The 17559-nt window shown below is 62.3% G+C and carries 18 protein-coding genes and 1 pseudogene; 9 read left to right on the top strand and 10 right to left on the bottom strand.

Annotated elements, in window-relative coordinates; all coding sequences use genetic code 11:
* Nucleotide 1: 1 nt before the first annotated feature.
* On the top strand, nucleotides 2–1051 hold the full coding sequence (gene trpD / locus A9G05_RS19335) for an anthranilate phosphoribosyltransferase (RefSeq protein ID WP_044405711.1): 1050 nt from the start codon (nucleotides 2–4) through the stop codon (nucleotides 1049–1051).
* Nucleotides 1048–1884, top strand: a complete 837-nt coding sequence (trpC, locus tag A9G05_RS19330; RefSeq protein ID WP_069562498.1) for an indole-3-glycerol phosphate synthase TrpC — start codon at nucleotides 1048–1050, stop codon at nucleotides 1882–1884. The genes trpD and trpC overlap by 4 nt, the downstream gene beginning before the upstream one ends.
* A gap of 53 nt (nucleotides 1885–1937) precedes the next feature.
* Here trpC and crp read toward each other — a convergent pair whose 3' ends face one another.
* The gene (crp, locus tag A9G05_RS19325; RefSeq protein WP_044405715.1) at nucleotides 1938–2582 is read right to left on the bottom strand and encodes a cAMP-activated global transcriptional regulator CRP; all 645 of its coding nucleotides are present in this window, start codon (nucleotides 2580–2582) and stop codon (nucleotides 1938–1940) included.
* A 242-nt stretch (nucleotides 2583–2824) separates the two neighbouring features.
* On the opposite strand from crp, the gene A9G05_RS19320 reads away from it, so the two are divergent.
* Entirely contained in the window at nucleotides 2825–3247 is a 423-nt protein-coding gene (locus tag A9G05_RS19320) for an OsmC family protein (RefSeq protein ID WP_069562497.1), read from the top strand.
* A gap of 225 nt (nucleotides 3248–3472) precedes the next feature.
* A complete protein-coding gene (speD, locus tag A9G05_RS19315) occupies nucleotides 3473–4267 on the top strand; it encodes an adenosylmethionine decarboxylase (RefSeq protein WP_069562496.1) in 795 nt (264 codons plus the stop codon).
* Nucleotides 4268–4334: 67 nt separating this feature from the next.
* Here the strand turns inward: speD and coq7 are convergent, their stop codons facing one another.
* Both coq7 and A9G05_RS26735 read right to left on the bottom strand, forming a co-directional pair.
* A complete protein-coding gene (coq7, locus tag A9G05_RS19310) occupies nucleotides 4335–4982 on the bottom strand; it encodes a 2-polyprenyl-3-methyl-6-methoxy-1,4-benzoquinone monooxygenase (protein WP_069562495.1) in 648 nt (215 codons plus the stop codon).
* 109 nt (nucleotides 4983–5091) lie between these two features.
* Nucleotides 5092–5341 (bottom strand): annotated as a pseudogene (locus A9G05_RS26735) (HIT domain-containing protein); the annotation flags it as partial.
* Nucleotides 5342–5429: 88 nt separating this feature from the next.
* On the opposite strand from A9G05_RS26735, the gene A9G05_RS19305 reads away from it, so the two are divergent.
* Nucleotides 5430–6911: an AAA family ATPase gene (locus A9G05_RS19305; protein ID WP_069562494.1), complete on the top strand. Its 1482-nt coding sequence runs from the start codon at nucleotides 5430–5432 to the stop codon at nucleotides 6909–6911.
* A gap of 10 nt (nucleotides 6912–6921) precedes the next feature.
* On the opposite strand, the gene A9G05_RS19300 is transcribed toward A9G05_RS19305, so the two are convergent.
* The 5 genes from A9G05_RS19300 to hemJ all read right to left on the bottom strand — a co-directional run bounded on the left by A9G05_RS19300 (nucleotide 6922) and on the right by hemJ (nucleotide 11642).
* A complete protein-coding gene (locus A9G05_RS19300) occupies nucleotides 6922–7710 on the bottom strand; it encodes an SDR family oxidoreductase (RefSeq protein ID WP_069562493.1) in 789 nt (262 codons plus the stop codon).
* Between the two features lie 52 nt (nucleotides 7711–7762).
* Nucleotides 7763–8878: a DUF805 domain-containing protein gene (locus tag A9G05_RS19295; RefSeq protein WP_069562492.1), complete on the bottom strand. Its 1116-nt coding sequence runs from the start codon at nucleotides 8876–8878 to the stop codon at nucleotides 7763–7765.
* A gap of 97 nt (nucleotides 8879–8975) precedes the next feature.
* Nucleotides 8976–10094 (bottom strand): alanine racemase, encoded by a 1119-nt coding sequence (locus A9G05_RS19290; protein ID WP_256548468.1) that lies wholly within the window; start codon nucleotides 10092–10094, stop codon nucleotides 8976–8978.
* Nucleotides 10095–10231: 137 nt separating this feature from the next.
* Nucleotides 10232–11194, bottom strand: a complete 963-nt coding sequence (locus tag A9G05_RS19285; RefSeq protein WP_069562490.1) for a nitronate monooxygenase family protein — start codon at nucleotides 11192–11194, stop codon at nucleotides 10232–10234.
* A 22-nt stretch (nucleotides 11195–11216) separates the two neighbouring features.
* Entirely contained in the window at nucleotides 11217–11642 is a 426-nt protein-coding gene (gene hemJ / locus A9G05_RS19280; protein WP_069562489.1) for a protoporphyrinogen oxidase HemJ, read from the bottom strand.
* Nucleotides 11643–11830: 188 nt separating this feature from the next.
* Here hemJ and A9G05_RS19275 point away from each other — a divergent pair, with 188 nt between their 5' ends.
* The 3 genes from A9G05_RS19275 (at nucleotide 11831) to erpA (ending at nucleotide 13406) form a co-directional block, all read left to right on the top strand.
* A complete protein-coding gene (locus tag A9G05_RS19275; RefSeq protein WP_069562488.1) occupies nucleotides 11831–12556 on the top strand; it encodes a DUF6776 family protein in 726 nt (241 codons plus the stop codon).
* A gap of 4 nt (nucleotides 12557–12560) precedes the next feature.
* Nucleotides 12561–12974: a polymer-forming cytoskeletal protein gene (locus A9G05_RS19270; RefSeq protein ID WP_069562487.1), complete on the top strand. Its 414-nt coding sequence runs from the start codon at nucleotides 12561–12563 to the stop codon at nucleotides 12972–12974.
* Nucleotides 12975–13055: 81 nt separating this feature from the next.
* Complete coding sequence (gene erpA, locus A9G05_RS19265) at nucleotides 13056–13406, top strand: iron-sulfur cluster insertion protein ErpA (RefSeq protein WP_069562486.1); 351 nt, start codon at nucleotides 13056–13058, stop codon at nucleotides 13404–13406.
* A gap of 47 nt (nucleotides 13407–13453) precedes the next feature.
* Here the strand turns inward: erpA and A9G05_RS19260 are convergent, their stop codons facing one another.
* Together A9G05_RS19260 and A9G05_RS19255 are read right to left on the bottom strand one after the other, a co-directional pair.
* Nucleotides 13454–14545: an anhydro-N-acetylmuramic acid kinase gene (locus A9G05_RS19260; RefSeq protein ID WP_069562485.1), complete on the bottom strand. Its 1092-nt coding sequence runs from the start codon at nucleotides 14543–14545 to the stop codon at nucleotides 13454–13456.
* 7 nt (nucleotides 14546–14552) lie between these two features.
* Nucleotides 14553–15998, bottom strand: a complete 1446-nt coding sequence (locus tag A9G05_RS19255; protein WP_069562484.1) for a peptidoglycan DD-metalloendopeptidase family protein — start codon at nucleotides 15996–15998, stop codon at nucleotides 14553–14555.
* A gap of 179 nt (nucleotides 15999–16177) precedes the next feature.
* Here A9G05_RS19255 and tyrS point away from each other — a divergent pair, with 179 nt between their 5' ends.
* Complete coding sequence (tyrS, locus tag A9G05_RS19250) at nucleotides 16178–17377, top strand: tyrosine--tRNA ligase (RefSeq protein ID WP_069562483.1); 1200 nt, start codon at nucleotides 16178–16180, stop codon at nucleotides 17375–17377.
* Nucleotides 17378–17559 lie beyond the last annotated feature (182 nt).

The following is a 17559-nucleotide window of genomic DNA, read 5'->3' as shown; positions in this document are numbered from 1 at the left end:
CATGGACATCAAGGAAGCCCTCGGCCGCGTGGTCAACCAACTGGACCTGACCACCGAGGAAATGCAGGCGGTGATGCGCCAGATCATGACCGGGCAGTGCACCGACGCGCAGATCGGTGCCTTCCTGATGGGTATGCGCATGAAGAGCGAGACCATCGACGAGATCGTCGGGGCCGTGTCGGTGATGCGCGAGCTGGCCAGCCGTGTGGAGCTGTCGAGCCTGGATCGCGTGGTGGACGTGGTTGGCACCGGCGGCGATGGCGCCAACATCTTCAATGTGTCCTCGGCGGCGACCTTCGTGGTCGCGGCCGCAGGGGGCAAGGTGGCCAAGCACGGCAACCGCGCGGTGTCCGGCAAGACCGGTAGCGCCGACGTGCTGGAGGCCGCCGGCATCTACCTGGACCTGAAACCCGAGCAGGTGGCCCGCTGCATCGAGCATGTCGGCGTCGGCTTCATGTTCGCCCAGGTCCACCACAAGGCGATGAAGTACGCCGCCGGCCCGCGTCGCGAGCTGGGGCTGCGCACACTGTTCAACATGCTCGGCCCGCTTACGAATCCGGCCGGTGTGAAGCACCAGGTGGTGGGGGTGTTCAGCCAGGCACTTTGCCGGCCACTGGCCGAGGTGCTCAAGCGACTGGGTAGCCAGCACATCCTGGTGGTGCATTCGAAGGATGGCCTCGACGAGCTGAGCCTGGCGGCACCGACCCATGTGGCCGAGCTGAAGGACGGTGTGGTCACTGAATATCAGGTGCAGCCGGAGGACTTCGGCATCAAGAGCCAGAGCCTGATCGGCCTGACCGTGGACAGCCCGCAGCAGTCCCTTGAACTGATCCGCGATGCCCTGGGGCGTCGCAAGACCGAGAACGGCCAGAAGGCCGCAGAGATGATCGTGCTCAACGCCGGCGCTGCGCTTTATGCAGCGGACCACGCGAGCACCTTCAAAGAGGGTGTGCAATTGGCCCACGATGCCCTGCACACCGGCCTTGCCCGCGAGAAGCTGGAGGAACTGGCCTCCTTCACCGCGGTGTTCCGAGTGGAGAACGAAGCGTGAGCGTCCCGACCGTCCTAGAAAAGATCCTCGCCCGCAAGGCCGAGGAAGTCGCCGAGCGACGTGCTCGCACGTCGCTGAGCCAACTGGAAGCGCTGGCCCGTTCGGCCGATGCACCACGCGGGTTTGCCCAGGCCTTGCAGGACAAGGTCGCGCTGCGCGAACCGGCGGTCATCGCCGAGGTGAAGAAGGCGTCCCCGAGCAAGGGCGTCATCCGCGAGAACTTCGTGCCCGCACAGATCGCCCGCAGCTACCAGGACGGTGGCGCCACCTGCCTGTCGGTGCTCACCGATGTGGATTTCTTCCTGGGTGCCGATGAGTACCTGAAGGAAGCCCGGGCGGCCTGCTCCCTGCCGGTGATCCGCAAGGACTTCCTCATCGATCCCTATCAGGTTGTGGAGGCCCGTGCATTGGGCGCCGATTGTGTCCTGCTGATCGTTGCGGCGCTGTCCGACCTGCAGATGGCGGAGCTGGCTGCCACGGCGAAGGACGTGGGGCTGGATGTGCTGGTGGAAGTGCACGATGGCGATGAGCTGGAGCGGGCACTGAAGACCCTCGATACGCCGCTGGTGGGCATCAACAACCGCAACCTGCACACCTTCGATGTCAGTCTGGAGACCACACTGGACCTGCTGCCGCGCATCCCGCGCGACCGCATCGTCATCACCGAGAGCGGCATTCTCAACCGGGCGGATGTCGAGCTGATGGAAGTGAGTGAGGTCTACGCCTTCCTGGTTGGCGAGGCGTTCATGCGTGCCGAGGAGCCTGGGACCGAACTGCGTCGGTTGTTCTTCCCGGAGCGTGGGCGGGTCAAGCTGAGCGCCGACCCGAACTGATCGATGTGCACATGGAAAAGCCGGCGTCCTGCCGGCTTTTTCATATGCGCGTCTCAGCGTGTCCCGAAGACCACCATGGTCTTGCCCTTGACGTGCACCAGGCCCTGTTCCTCCAGGCTCTTGAGCACGCGACCGACCATTTCGCGGGAGCAGCCGACAATCCGGCCGATTTCCTGGCGGGTGATCTTGATCTGCATGCCATCGGGGTGGGTCATGGCATCGGGCTGCTTGCACAGGTCCAGCAGGGTACGGGCAACACGGCCGGTCACGTCGAGGAAGGCCAGGTCGCCCACCTTGCGGGTGGTGTTACGCAGTCGGTCGGCCATCTGACTGCCCAGTGCGTAGAGGATTTCCGGGTCCTGCTGGGTCAGTTCACGGAACTTGGCATAGCTGAGCTCGGCCACTTCGCATTCGGTCTTGGCACGGACCCAGGCGCTGCGCTCTTTCTCGGCGCCTTCCTTTTCGAACAGGCCCATCTCACCGAAGAAGTCCCCGGCATTGAGGTAGGCGATGATCATTTCACGACCATCGTCGTCTTCGATCAGGATGGTGACGGAGCCTTTGATGATGAAGAAGAGCGTTTCACAGCGGTCGCCCGCATAGATGATGGTGCTCTTGGCGGTGTAACGACGGCGATGACAATGCGCGAGAAGCTTGTCTAGGTTCTTGATCTTTGGAGTGAGGGTAATAGCTACCATGCCCGAGTCCCGAAATATAAATAGATAAGCCCTTGTCCAACAGGCACATTCTTATTAGTTATCTGGCTAAGTGTGCCAGTTATCCGACGTCAGCTTAACAGACGCACCGTGACCGGTGAGCCGATTTTGAGACACAGATAACAACTGCCGGGTAACTATTCGACCAGCGTATGTGACGCCGGGGTGTCGCCAGGCGCTGTGATAAGCTGGCGCCCCTTTTTCTCAGAGCCTGGAGTCTGGTGATGAAAGCGCGTATCCAGTGGGCGGGCGAGGCCCTGTTCCTCGGCGAGTCCGGCAGCGGCCATGCTGTGGTGATGGACGGCCCGCCGGAAAGCGGTGGCCGCAACCTCGGCGTGCGGCCGATGGAGATGCTCCTGCTGGGGCTGGGGGGCTGCACCAACTTCGACGTGGTGAGCATCCTCAAGAAGTCGCGCCAGCCGGTGGAGAGCTGCGAGGCGTTCCTCGAAGCCGAGCGCGCTGAAGAGGACCCGAAGGTGTTCACCAAGATCCATGTGCATTTCGTGGTGAAAGGCCGGGGCCTCAAGGAAACCCAGGTCAAGCGTGCCGTCGAGTTGTCTGCCGAGAAGTACTGCTCCGCCTCCATCATGCTGGGGCGTGCGGGCGTCGAGATCACCCACGACTACGAGATCGTTGAACTCGGCTGAGCCTTCGACATCCGATCATCATATTGGGGGCGCAAACTCTGGTAGATGGCTTTCGTCATCTGCATAATGCGCCCCCTCGAATTCCAGGGGTCTTCTGCCCCAGAACCGATAACCACAATCGCCATCGCGAAGAGGTGTAAACCGTCCTACGCAGAAGTGTCGTGCGCTTCTGACGGGCATGCTCAACCACGCGGCAGAGCCGCACACGACGAGAGTTCACAAACGGTGAAAAGCAAACTCAAGCTCCACGGGTTCAATAACCTGACAAAGACCTTGAGCTTCAACATCTATGACATCTGCTACGCGGAAACCCCCGAGGACCAGCAGGCCTACGTCCAGTACATCGACGAAGAGTACGATGCCGAACGCCTGACCCAGATCCTCACCGACGTGGTCGACATCATCGGTGCCAATATCCTCAACATCGCCCGGCAGGATTACGATCCTCAGGGAGCGAGCGTCACCATCCTCATTTCCGAGCAGCCGGTGACGCCTACCGACAGCCAGATCGAGGAATCCCCCGGCCCGTTGCCCGAGACGATCCTGGCTCACCTGGACAAGAGCCACATCACCGTTCACACCTACCCGGAAATCCATCCGGTGGAAGGCATTGCGACCTTCCGTGTGGACATTGACGTGTCCACCTGCGGCGTGATTTCGCCGCTCAAGGCCCTGAACTACCTCATCCACCAGTTCGACTCCGACATCGTCACCGTCGACTACCGTGTGCGTGGTTTCACCCGTGACGTGGAAGGGCGCAAGCACTTCATCGACCACGAGATCAACTCGATCCAGAACTACCTCTCCGACGACACCCGCGACGCGTACCAGATGACCGACGTGAATGTGTACCAGGAGAACCTGTTCCACACGAAGATGCTGCTCAAGGACTTCGAACTGGACAACTACCTGTTCGGCGATGCCGCCTCCAACCTGACCGCCGAACAGCGTCAGCAGGTGGAAGAGCGCGTGCGCCACGAGATGCTGGAAATCTTCTATGCCCGCAACATGCCCCGCTGAGGGCTGCGAGCTGGAATGACAAAGGGCGCCGAACGGCGCCCTTTTGTTTTAACGTGCTGTGCCCGGGTCAGATCCGGTAGGTGCTCTTGGTCATGACCTTGGACAGCAGCGTCATGCCGAACTTCACCGGGGCGGGGAAGCGCAGGCCGCCGGCTTCCAAGGCGGTGGTGGAGTGGTGTTCCTCGTCGACCCGCATCTGTTCGAGGATGGCTCGGCTTTTGGCATCCTGCGGCGGGATCTGGTGCAGGTGCTCGTCCAGATGCTTGCAGACCTGGTCCTCGGTGGCCGCGACGAAGCCCAGGCTGACGCGGTCGCTGATCAGACCGGCCATTGCGCCCACGCCGAACGACAAACCATAGAACAGCGGGTTGAGCACGCTGGGGCGGCTGCCCAGTTCACGGATGCGTTGCTCGCACCAGACCAGGTGGTCGATCTCCTCCTCGGCGGCGTGTTCCATTGCCTGGCGCACCTCGGGCAGCTTGGCGGTCAGCGCCTGGCCCTGGTAAAGCGCCTGGGCACAGACCTCGCCGGTGTGGTTGATGCGCATCAGGCCGGCCACGTGGCGTGTGTCGTCCTCGCTCATCGGCGCGTCGTCCTGCAGGTTGGCGGGCGACGGGCGGTAAGGCTGGCCTTTGAACGGCAGGAGGGTCTTGAGGGCGGCATCGGCCTGCAGCAGCAGGCGGTCGGCGGGAGAGTAGTGACGTTCGGTAGCCATGGGGCACCTCGACAGGCGAAAACTGGCGGAGAGTTTACTCCATTGCTCCCCGCCGGGCTTGATCGGGATCAGTCGCATTCCGGCGCTGTGGTCGCTGACACGAGGCCCAGCCTGCGGGCCAGTCCAACTGGCGCTGCCCGAGCAGGTGCATGTGGATGTGGTGGTAGACCGTCTGCCCGGCCAGTTCACGGTCGTCCTCGGTTTAGGTGGTTTAGGGTCTCGATGTGTCGCTTGGGGATGACTAGGAAGTGCACCGGCGCCTGTGGGGCGATGCCATGGGGCGCGACAATGTGATCGTCTTCGTACAGCGTACGTGCCGGGATCTGCGCAGCGACTATTTTGCAGAACAGACAGTCCACCTGGGTTCTCCGGGCTGATATAAGAATCGCCCGAGTCTAGCGGCGGACCATCGACTCCGGCCAGCAGCGAAACCCACAAGGAGCCTGTGTGAAGAACGACATCCACGACCTGGGCCTGGTGCTCGATTCCAAGGTCAAGCTCATCGTCATCGAGTCCTGGGATGAGCAGCGCGTGCTGGAGACCCTTACTACCCTTGCGGTCAAGCGGGGCATGAGCCTGTTCACCTGGTCGGTGACCGAGGGACTGCAGCGTCTCGGCTTCGGCGGCGAGCCTCTGGGGGGCGAGGAGACGGTCGACCCGGAGAAGGCCCTGCGCCTGATCAAGGGCGACCTCCAATCCAGCCTGTACGTGATGTGTGACCTGCACCCGTTCCTGGAGGACAACCCCCGGCTGGTGCGCTTGCTGAAGGAAGTGGCGATGGCCGACTCGCCCCAGCGCCCGACCCTGGTGCTGGTGTCCCATGCCCTGCGCCTGCCGCCGGAAGTGCAACGCTACAGCGCCCGCTTCGCCCTGGCGTTGCCCAGCGAGGATGAGTTGCTGGCCATCGTCCGGGAGGAAGCGACCCGCTGGAGCGAGCGCAACCGTGGCGCCCGGGTGCGTACCGACAACCGTACCCTCCTGCAGGTTGTGAAGAACCTGCGGGGGCTCAGCCATGGTGAGGCGCGCTCCCTGGCCCGCAATGTGATCTGTGATGACGGCGCCATCACCCAGGAAGACCTGCCGGAACTGAACAAGACCAAGTTCCAACTGCTGGACCTGGAGGGCGTGCTCAGCTTCGAATACGACACGGCACGTTTTGCCGAGGTGGGTGGCCTGGCCAACCTCAAGCGCTGGCTCGGTGAGCGCCAGGGGGCCTTCATCGATGGCAAGGCCGAGGACCGTCCCAAGGGCATGCTGCTGGTGGGGGTACAGGGCGGCGGCAAGAGCCTGGCCGCCAAGGCGGTCGCCGGCCTTTGGGGACTGCCCCTGCTGCGCCTGGACTTCGCCTGCTTGTACAACAAGTTCTTCGGTGAGACCGAGCGCAACCTGCGGGAGGCGCTTCGCCTCGCCGAGCAGATGGCGCCGTGCGTGCTGTGGATGGACGAGATCGAAAAGGGCTTGGCCAGCGGCGACCATGACGGGGGTGTGAGCCAGCGTGTGCTCGGGACGCTGCTGACCTGGATGTCCGAGCGCAAGGCGCCGGTCTTCATGATCGCCACCGCCAACGCCATTCATCGCCTGCCGCCGGAGCTGGTGCGCAAGGGGCGTTTCGACGAGCTGTTCTTCGTCGACCTGCCGGACCCGGCGACCCGCGCGGAGATCTTCCGTATCCACCTGTCCCGCCGGGGCATGGACCTTGCTCTGTTCGATCTGTCGGCACTGGCGTCGGCGTCCGATGGATTTTCCGGTGCCGAGATCGAGCAGGCCGTCGTGGGCATGTACTACGCCGCCCAGGCAGCGCAAAGCGATGTCAGCCAGGCGCTGCTCCTGCAGCAATTGCATGGGACGGCGCCGTTGTCGGTGATCATGTCGGAAGAGTTGGCGGCCCTGCGCAGCTGGGCAGCCAGCCGCTGCGTGCGCGCGGACTGAGCGGGCGCGTTCAGCCGGCCACGAATCGGCGGTTGATGCGGGCAGTGAGTCGACGTGTCAGCCAGCGCGGCATGAAGCGTGATGCCATTGCCGCCAGGCGGTTGCGCCAGCCTGGGATGATGATGGCGCGGTTCTTTTCCAGGGCGCGTACGGTGTACAGCGCCACCTCTTCCGCACTCATCAGCAGGGGCGATCTCTCCAGCTTCTCCCCGACCATGCGGGCATGGCGGAAGAAGGCGGTGCGCACGGGCCCGGGGCAGAGGACGGAAACCTTCACACCATGGCGCTTCAGCTCTTCGCGCAAGCCTTCGGAGAAGTGCAGCACGTAGGCTTTGCTGGCGTAGTAGTTGCTCATCCAGCCGCCGGGCTGGAACCCGGCAACGGAGGCGACATTGAGGATCTGCCCTTCGCCCCGCCCGGCCATGGCGCCACCGAGCTCATGGCAGAGCCGTGCCAGGGCGAGGATGTTCAACTCGATCAGCTCCTGTTCACGGCTCCACGGTTGCTGGACATAGAGGCCGGCACTGCCGATGCTGGCGTTGTTGACCAGCAGGTCGATCTGGCGACCGCCCTGGTTGAGCTCATGCAGCAGGCCGGATAGCTGGAGGGGTTCGGCGAGGTCACAGGTGCGGTAGAGGACCTCGACGCCAAAGCGTTGGGTCAGCTCATAGGCGATGCTCTCGAGCGCATCACGCTGGCGAGCCACCAGGATCAGGTGGCGACCCCGGCGAGCCAGGGCCTCTGCGAGGGCCAGTCCCAGGCCGCTGGAGGCGCCGGTGATGAGGGCATAGCGGGGCATCGTTAATCTCCTGGTGGGGCCGGGTTGGACAGCGCCGGCCCCGGGAGGTTGCTCAGTTCGACTCGTAGTCGTCCTGTTCGGCCGGTGCTTCGGCTTCCATGCCCTGGTCATCCGAGTACTCCGCTTCGTCGGCGGGGGGGGCGGCGTAATCGCTGCTGTCCACGTCGGCCGGCATCTCGTAGCTGCTGCCGGAGAAGTCGGAGTCCAGGGCACTAAGGGCACCGGCGCCGGCGAACATCAGCACGCCGATGATGGCCAGGACGGCGAGGATGCCGCTGCCGATGGAAATCCAGGCCATGACCAGCACCGAGGTGCTGTTCGGCGGTTGGATCTGGCCATAACGGTTGGGGCCCTGGGTGCCGGGAATCACCATCATCAGAATCGGGAAGACCGAGCCGACGAAGGGGACGAAGTTCAGCAGGTACAACCAGCCCGACCAGCCGATGTCATGCAGGCGCTGGACACCGAACTGAACGTTGACCACCACCAGAGCGATAATTTCGAGTGCGAAAAGAATACCGCCGATCACCGGGAACTCGGACATCAGCAGTGCGGTGAGGCCCACGATCGGCAGGGCTGCCAGGATCAGGACCATCGACCAGGCGAGGTAGCGCATCCTGCCGATTCGACCGGTGACACCGAAGGGGCGCAGTTCGCCGAACTCCGGCAGGGCTTCACCTACCTGCGCTTGGGGCGTGGCATAGGGCGATGCTGCACCGGTTGCCGGCGCCATCACGGCCGGCGCGCTTTCGGCTTTTTGGGCCTGGCGGGCCAGGAATTTCTCTATGACGATGCCGCAGGCGTTGCACTCGATTGCCTTGGGCTGTTCATGGCCGCACTTGGGACAGGTCATGTTGGGTTGGTCTTCTTCGGCCTGGGGCGAGGCATCCGGGGTGGGGTGGTCCTCGGTCTCCACCAGGCTCAGTCCGGCGGCGATGTCGGGCTCCTTGCGGACGTTGGCACCGGCGCGCTGCAGGGCCGCCAGGTACTTGTCCGCTTCGCCGTCCTCGAGGTCGCGCTTCAGGGCAACGGGACGGCCATTGAACAGGGCTTCGATCTTGTCGGCGTCGCTCTTGAACAGGCGGGCGAGGTTCTCCTTGACCGAGTCCAGTGCCGCACCGGGCATCAGTTCACCTTCGAATACGATCTTGTAGCGAGCGTCGGACATGCGGGCATCCTTGTCGGCTGTAGGGTTGAGGATGGCCAAGCGTACTGGTGGCAGCGCCTGGCTTACAAGCCGTGGAGGCCGGAAAAAGCGGGGGGCTTCACGGTGTAGGCAAGGGTTTCCAGCGCCCGACGAGACGGCCGCGCCGCAACAGGCTCATGGAGCCGAATCGTGCCGGGAGTCCTTCGGCTGTGTGTGGACGGAGAAACACCCAGTCATCGGGTTGCAGTCGATTGGCTGCGGAGCCGATCAGCCGCTCCTGATTGGCGCTGCGGCCATAGAGCGGGTCGTAGGCGAGTCCGGCTGGTGAGGCCGGGATGGCTTGCCAGCCACCGCCATATAAATAGAAGGCCTGTTCGCGGTTCGGGTCCCAACTGCTCATGAGGCCATGGGCGCTCTCAAGGTAGGGCAGGTCGCCGTTGACCGTTTTGAGCACGGGAGCGGCGATCCAGCAGGCTGCCTGGTAGGCGCTGAGGCTTTCGGTATCGAAGTCCGAAGGTTTGAGTAGCGCCGAACCCACGGCGATTTCGTTTAGTGGGCTGGCTCCAGACAGGTGTTGCATGCAGGTGAGGCTGCCGGCGCCATTCAACAAAGGTGTTTCTGGCCAGACCTTGCCTGCGCGCATGGCCTGTTCCAGGAAGGCTCGGTAGCAGGTGTTGGCCTGCACGAGGGCGCCCCTGCTCCAGAAGGGCGCATGGGCGACCTGGGCGTCATAGCCCATCAGCCCACGCAGCGTGAACACGTCGGGATGATGTTCGATCAGTGAGAGGCTGGCAGCAAACTGCTCGGGTGAGGTGTGACCGCCGCGACGCAAGCCGACATCGATTTCCAGGGCAATGGACAGCGGGCGCTGTAGGGCGAGTGCCATGTCGCGGTACTGCACCAGGCGCTCCGGGCTGTCCATCAACCAGGTGAGCTGCCGGTCGGGGTTGAATGCTGCAGCCGCGGGAAGTTGTTGGTAGAAGGCCAGGGCTGCGGCGACCGGTAGGGGCTTGCCGAGCAGTAGGTCGCTGTCGGGGAACGCCTCGGCCAGTTGGTTAACCTGGGGTTGATGGAAGACCATGAAACGCCGAGTGCCTAGGCGCTTGGCGAGGTAGTCGAGCAGAGCCGTTGAGGCGAGCGATTTGCTCACCAGACGCAGTTTCATGCTGCCTAGACGGCTGTTCAACAGGTCCGCGTTGGCGTCCAGGCGATCAAGGTCGATCACCAGCTGGGGCACGCCGCCACCCTGCTGGTGCAGCAGGGCCTGCAACTGGGCGAAGTAAGGCGCATGAGGCGCGCCCCGGTCGGTGGGGCGGGCCGCCCACAGCCCCAGTGTGCCCAGCGCTCCGAGGCCGGCGAGCAGACGGCGACGCTTCATCCCTGGTAAGGCTGTGCCAGGTGGGAGATGCGTTGGACAGCAGCACGGTACTCGCTGTCGAGGCGCTGCACCAACTCATCGATGGAGGGGAGGTCGTGGATGCCTCCGACGCCCTGGCCCGCTGACCAGACTGTCTTCCAGGCCTTGGCTTCGTCGCTCACGGGTTTGAGTTTTTCACCGTAGTTGACGTCCCCCTTGTCGTTGAGGCGGGTGAGGTCGTATCCGGCGGCCTCCAGGCTCTGGCGCATGAAGCTGGCCGGAACGCCCGAGACGGCGGGGGTGTGGACGATATCGGCAGCGCGTGCGTCCAGCAGCATTTGCTTGTAGGCGTTGCTGGCCTGGCTCTCCCGGGTGGCAATGAAGCGAGTGCCCAGGTAGGCGAGGTCCGCCCCGAGGAGCTGGGCTGCTAGGATTTCGTGGCCGTGGTTGAGGCAGCCGGCCAGGAGCAGGGTCTTGTCGAAGAACTGGCGGATCTCGGCGACCAGGGCGAAGGGGCTCCAGGTTCCGGCGTGCCCACCGGCGCCTGCTGCGACGGCGATCAGCCCGTCTACACCCGCTTCTGCAGCCTTTTCGGCATGGCGCCGGGTGGTGACGTCATGGAATACCAGGCCGCCGTAGTCGTGCACGGCGTCCACCACTTCCTTCACGGCGCCAAGGCTGGTGATGACGATGGGGACCTTTTTTTCCACACAGATGGCCAGGTCGGCCTGCAGGCGGGGGTTGCTGCCGTGGACGATCAGGTTGACGGCGTAGGGGGCTGCATCGGCTGCCAGCCCAGCGGCGATTTCATCAAGCCAGGCGGCGAAGCCGGCACTCTCGCGCTGGTTCAGGGCGGGGAAGCTGCCGACGACACCGGCGTTGCAACTGGCCAGGACCATGGGCGGTGCCGAGACCAGGAACATCGGAGCGGTGACGAGGGGCAGACGCAGGCGATTCTCGAGCAGGGCGGGCAGTGACATCCGACGGTCCTCTTGGATGGGATCAGAAGGGCTTGACCACGACCAGAATGACGATGGCCAGCAGGAACAGCACAGGGACTTCGTTGAACCAGCGGTAGAAGACATGGCTGCGGGCGTTCTCGCCACGGGCGAAGCGCTTGAGCATCGCGCCACAGGCATGGTGGTAACCGATCAGCAGCACCACGAGAGTGAGTTTGGCGTGCAGCCAGCCCTGGCTGAACCAACCAGGGTTGAGGTAGAGCATCGCGCCGCCCAGCAGGAGGGTGGCAATCATCGAGGGGCCCATGATGCCGCGGTAGAGCTTGCGCTCCATGATGCAGAAGCGCTCTCGGCTGGGTTGGTCTTCCGCCGCAGCGTGATAGACGAACAGGCGCGGCAGATAGAAGAGGCCGGCGAACCAGCAGACGACGGCGATGATGTGCAGGGCCTTTAGCCAGAGGTAGAGCATGGAAAATGTCCGTTGTGTGAGATCGGTCCGATAGTAGAGGCACAGGTGGCAGCGCGTCACCCTGACGGTTGGCCCATGGCGGATCGGGCTTTATCATCGGCGCCTTTGCAATGGGCCGCTCTGGCTAGGTGGTTTCGCATGGCTCTTTTCTCATCCTTCCTGCTTCGATCCGCGGACTGCGCTCGCTGATGGCCAGTTGGGAAGTTCGTGTCAGTGATCCGCGTCGCGAACGTCTGTTGAGGCTGGTGCTGTGCGCACTGGTTCTGGCGTTGCCGGCCTCCTTCTTTGCCGGTGGCTGGCAGCAGGCTGAGCGTTCCCGCGACGTGGTCGAGCAGCGGGACCAGTTGTTGCAAGAGAATCAGCAGCAGGCTCGCGAACTGGAGCAACTGCGTCAGCGCCAGGCGGTGCTGGAGAGCGGCGAGCGCTTGGGCCAGCAGGCCAATGAGCAGAGTCGGCAGGCTATCAAGATGATGGAGGAGCAGGTTTTTGCCTTGCAGCAGGAGCTGGCGGTCTACAAGGGCGTGCTGGCTCCCGACCGCCAGGCGGATGGGTTGCGTATTCGCGCCCTGGAGGTGCACGGCACGGACATGCCGTCCCGCTACCGTATGCGCCTGATGCTGAGCCGGGTGGGCAAGGACGAGCGTGCCCTCGCTGGGGCTTTATCGATTCGCATCCTGGGTCGCCAGGGGAACAAGGAGACGGCCTTGCTCCTGGCTGATCTGGCGAAGGACCTGCCCAAGGGCGGCGTGCCTTTTTCATTCAAGTATTTCCAGGCCATTCCCGATGCCGGGCGCTTCATCGAACTGGAGTTGCCGGAAGGCTTCGTTCCACGTCGCATCGAGGTGAGTGCGCGGGTGGAGGGGCAGCGTGAGCCGCTGTTGCGCACGTTCGACTGGACCGACGAGGAGTCATGAATCTATGTGGAACAAGCAGAAACCCAAGGCAGACCTGCAGCGCTACAGCGGCAAGACCAGCATCATCGCGACCGGTGCTGAACTGGTGGGCGACCTGCGCTTCCAGGGCGCGGTTCAGGTTGATGGGCGCCTTACGGGCAATCTGTCTGCCGTTGAGGGCATGGTGCGCATCAGCGTGGACGGGCTGGTCCAGGGTGAGATCCGTGCGCCCCACGTAATCATCGATGGGGAAGTGCAGGGTGATGTGTACGCGAGCGAGCACCTGGAACTGGGCGCGCGGGCGCGGGTCAAGGGTACGGTGTTGTATGGGTTGATGGAGATGGCGATGGGAGCGCAGATAGACGGGCGCCTGGGCCAGATCAAGGAGTCGGCCAAGCCGCTTGAGCTGCCGTCGCGGGTCGATGAGACCGATGCTTAATAGTTGACCAGTTTTCTAGGGTAAGCGGATAATGCGCCGCCATAGCGCAGTATGGCGGCGTCAAGCCGGGAGAGTTGCATCATGAGTGTCGAATCCTTCACCCCCACCGCCCTGATGTTCACCCAGGGAGCCGCAAGCAAGGTGAAGAACCTGATCGATGAAGAGGGCAATCCGCGCCTGAAGCTCCGCGTTTTCGTCACCGGTGGCGGCTGCTCCGGGTTCCAGTACGGCTTCACCTTCGATGAAGAGGTGGCCGACGACGACACCATCGTCGAGCGTGACGGCGTGAGTCTTGTAGTCGACCCCATGAGCTTCCAGTATCTGGCAGGCGCCGAGGTGGATTACCAGGAAGGCCTGGAGGGCTCGCGCTTCGTGATCAAGAATCCGAATGCGGCCACCACCTGTGGTTGCGGGCAATCCTTCTCGATCTGATTGGATCTCGTTTGTCGAACGCCGTGCTCATGCACGGCGTTTTCGTTTCAGGCGGGGTAAATCGCGCCGAGGATGCGGGGGCCTTTGGCGCCGGTCACGCTTGGGCGATTGGCAGGAATACCTTCCAGGCAGCAGTGGGCGAGCCAGCCAAAGGCCATGGCTTCCATCCAGTCCGCAGGTACGCCCGCCTCATCGGTGCTGCAAACCCGGGAAGAGGGGAGCAACTCGGCCAATCGCTTCATCAGCGTGTGATTGCGGGCGCCACCACCGCAGACCAGTAGTTCGTCGGTATGCGCTTGTGCCACCAGCAGGGCGTCGATGGCGGTACGTGCGGTGAACTCCAACAGAGTGGCTTGGACATCTTTGGCAGCGGGCTGTGTGCTCATTCGTGCCAGTTTGTGGTCCAGCCACGGCAGGTTGAAGTGCTCCCTCCCCGTGCTTTTGGGGCCTTGAGTCGAGAAGAAGTCGTCTGCCATCAGTGCCTGGAGCAAGGCGGCGTCGATCTTGCCGCTGGCGGCCCATTCGCCATCCGCATCGTAGGGTTTGCCTTGATGGCGGGCTATCCAGGCATCCAGCAGGACATTGCCGGGGCCGCAGTCGAAACCGAAGACCGGGCGATCCGGCTGCAACAGCGAGAGGTTGCTGAAACCACCGACGTTCAGGACGGCTCGATGGGCATCGTTGCCGAAAAGGGCTTCGTGGAAGGCGGGCACCAGGGGCGCACCTTGTCCACCCGCCGCCATGTCCCGACGACGGAAGTCGCCGACCGCGGTGATGCCGGTCAGCTCTGCAAGGAGTGCGCAGTTGCCGATCTGGATCGTGAAGCCGAGGGCGGGTTCGTGGCGTACCGTCTGGCCGTGGCTCCCAATGGCTCGAATGGAATCAGGGGTGAGTCCCGTCTGTTGCAGGAGTTTTTGGATGCCCTGTGCAGCGAGCCGGACCCAGCGCTGCTCGGTAAGGGCTGCGCGGGCGAGTTCGTCATTGCCGGGGGTGCAGAGCTTGAGGAGATCCTCCTTCAAGTCGGCAGGCATGGGGATGTAATGGGAAGCGAGGAGCCGCGTGCGGCTTTCCTGCACGATCAGGGCGATGTCCAGCCCGTCCAGACTAGTGCCGGACATGACCCCGATGTAGTGCGGCATGCGGCAGTTACTGCTGCTTGTTCTGAGCGAGCATGGTGGCCTTTTCCTGGTCCATGCGTGCCATCAGCGGTTTGCTCAGTTGCAGGAAACGCTTCTTCTCACTGGCGATGAGTGGGTCGGCCATTGGAAGCTTCACGCTGAGCGGGTCGACGTGCTGGCCGTTGACCTGGAACTCGTAGTGGAGGTGTGGGCCAGTGGAGAGCCCGGTAGTGCCGATATAGCCGATGATCTGTCCCTGTTTGACACTTACGCCGGTCTTGATCCCTTTGGCAAAGCCCTGCATGTGGCCATAGAGGGTGCGGTATTTGCCGCTGTGCTGGATGATCACGGCATTGCCGTAACCACCACGACGCCCGGCGAGCATGACCTTGCCATCACCCGTTGCCTTGATCGGTGTTCCGCGTGGGGCGGCGTAGTCAACGCCCTTGTGCGCGCGGATCTTGTTCAGGATGGGGTGCTTGCGGCCCAACGAGAAGCGAGAACTGATTCGAGCGAAATCCACGGGAGTGCGGATGAAGGCTTTGCGCATCGCTGTGCCGTCATCACGGAAATAGCTGGCGATACCCTGGGCATTGGCAAAGCGGACAGCGGTGTACGTTTTGCCACGATTGGTGAACCGCGCCGCGAGGATAGCGCCCGAGCCTACTTCCTTGCCGTTGACGGTCTTTTTCTCATAGATGACTTCGAACTCGTCGCCTTCACGGATATCAAGGGCAAAGTCGATGTCGTAGTCGAAGATGTTTGCCAGGTCCATCGTCAGGTTGTGTGAGAGACCGGCGCGTTTGGCGGAAAGGAACAGAGAGCTGTCGATCACGCCGTGCGCGTAAGCGGAATGAATGTCGGGTTTGGCGATGTCGCGCTTGAAGTCGTAGCCTTTTTCGGTCTTGGTGAGCGTTACTGATTCCAGATCGCTAAGCCGGGAATGAAGGCTCTGGAGCTCGCCTTCCGGGGTCAGCCGGAACTCGAAGGGCTGACCGACCTTGAGGCGGGTGAGCGTCTTGGCATCCTTGCTGCTGTCGAGAATCTCGTGCAGCACGCTCGCGGACAGGCCGACTTTGGCGAACAGTGTGGACAGTGTATCGCCACTTTCGACCTTGACGGTCTTCAGACCAGGGTCGACAGGTGCGTTCGATAAGGAGGCTGAAGTGGAAGCATCCTGCTTGTCCGTGCTGGAATCGTTATCAGCGCTGTCCTTGGCATCTGCGGACGGCGCGATGGTGGCAAAGGGAGTGATCGCCTCGCCTTCGCTGGATAGGCCCTGTCGGAGATCGTCCTTCTCCTGAATCAGTGCTTCGGCACTGTTGTCCATGTCCAGATTGATGTAGGTCTTCTTCGCCTCGACTTCCCGAGACGGGAACACCAGCAAGGCCAGGCTCAGAAGCGCAGCTACACCGCTTGCGGCCAGCAGGTGGCTCTTCGGATAGCGCGGCGCTTTGGGAACGTTATGCGTCATGGCGTGTGGTGTTATTAAGAAAGTGATCTAACTGCCTAAAATATAATCAAATAGGCCCTCAGGCAACCTTGAGAACCGACCTTTCGGCGGTCGGTCTGGCCGCGGGCGCAAAACTTGTAATTAGTCAGCGATCTTGTATGTTTGGTTCCCTTTTGTATCTACGTGGCACGGGGCCTTACATGAAGTCGGTTGAGGAGCAGCTGGCGCTTATCAAGCGCGGCGCGGAAGAAGTACTGGTCGAAGCGGAGCTGATCGAGAAGCTCAAGACGGGGCGGCCGCTGCGCATCAAGGCTGGCTTCGATCCGACGGCGCCTGATCTGCACTTGGGGCATACCGTTCTGATTAACAAGCTGCGTCAGTTCCAGGAGCTGGGGCATCAGGTGGTCTTCCTGATCGGAGACTTCACCGGGATGATTGGGGACCCTAGTGGGAAGAGTGCTACCCGTCCTCCACTGACCCGTGAGCAGGTGTTGGAGAATGCCGAGACCTACAAGGCTCAGGTCTTCAAGATCCTGGACCCTGAACGCACCGAAGTGGCGTTCAATTCCACCTGGATGGACCAGCTGTCACCGGCCGATTTCATTCGTTTGTCTTCTCAGTACACCGTGGCGCGAATGCTTGAGCGGGATGACTTCAGTAAGCGCTATGCTACCAATCAGCCTATCGCCATCCATGAGTTCCTTTATCCGCTGGTTCAGGGCTATGACTCCGTTGCGCTCCGTGCTGATGTCGAGTTGGGTGGTACCGATCAGAAATTCAACCTGCTAATGGGGCGTGAGTTGCAGCGTGCCTACGGGCAGGCATCCCAGTGCATCGTCACCATGCCGCTGCTCGAGGGGCTCGATGGTGTCAAGAAGATGTCCAAGTCCCTTGGTAACTATGTGGGTATCCAGGAGGCGCCGGGCGTCATGTACAACAAGCTGGTGTCGATGCCAGACAGTTTGATGTGGCGCTACTTCGAGTTGCTCAGCTTCCGGTCCATGGATGAGGTCCATCAGTTCAAGCGAGACGTCGAGGCGGGCGCTAATCCTCGTGACATCAAGATCAAGTTGGCCGAAGAGATTGTTGCCCGGTTCCATGGGGAAGAGGCAGCAGCCAGTGCTCATCGCTCGGCAGGCAACCGCATGAAGGATGGCGAGCTGCCGGACGACTTGCTGGAAGTGGAGTTGCTTGCGCCTGAGGCTATGCCGATCTCGTCTGTCCTTAATAAGGCAGGGCTGGTCAAGAATGCTGCGGCGGCGCGTGATCTTCTGGCAGCAGGCAGTGTGCGTGTTGATGGGGAAGTGGTTGATCGTTCGTTTGTCTTCGAGCTAGGCAAGAGTCATGTATGCCAGGCGGGGAAAAAAGCGTTTGCACGCATCTCGCTGAAAGCAGAATGAATTTTTAAAATAGGTGTTGACGCCGTGGCTGAGGTCTCTATAATACGCACCACTCCCACGGCGGACAACGAAAACTCCTTGAAAATCAATGAGTTAAGTGTTTGAAATGGGGTGCGGTTCCGGAGTGGTTGCGGATTCGCGGCGTTTGATCTGCTGGTCAGGTTGATTGCTGAAAGGGGGTA

Origin of the sequence: Pseudomonas sp. ENNP23, assembly GCF_001728945.1 — a bacterium.
In the GTDB taxonomy this organism is placed as follows: Bacteria; Pseudomonadota; Gammaproteobacteria; order Pseudomonadales; family Pseudomonadaceae; genus Metapseudomonas; species Metapseudomonas otitidis.
Note: the sequence above shows the minus strand (reverse complement) of the source record. Positions and strands in the feature narration are given on the sequence as shown.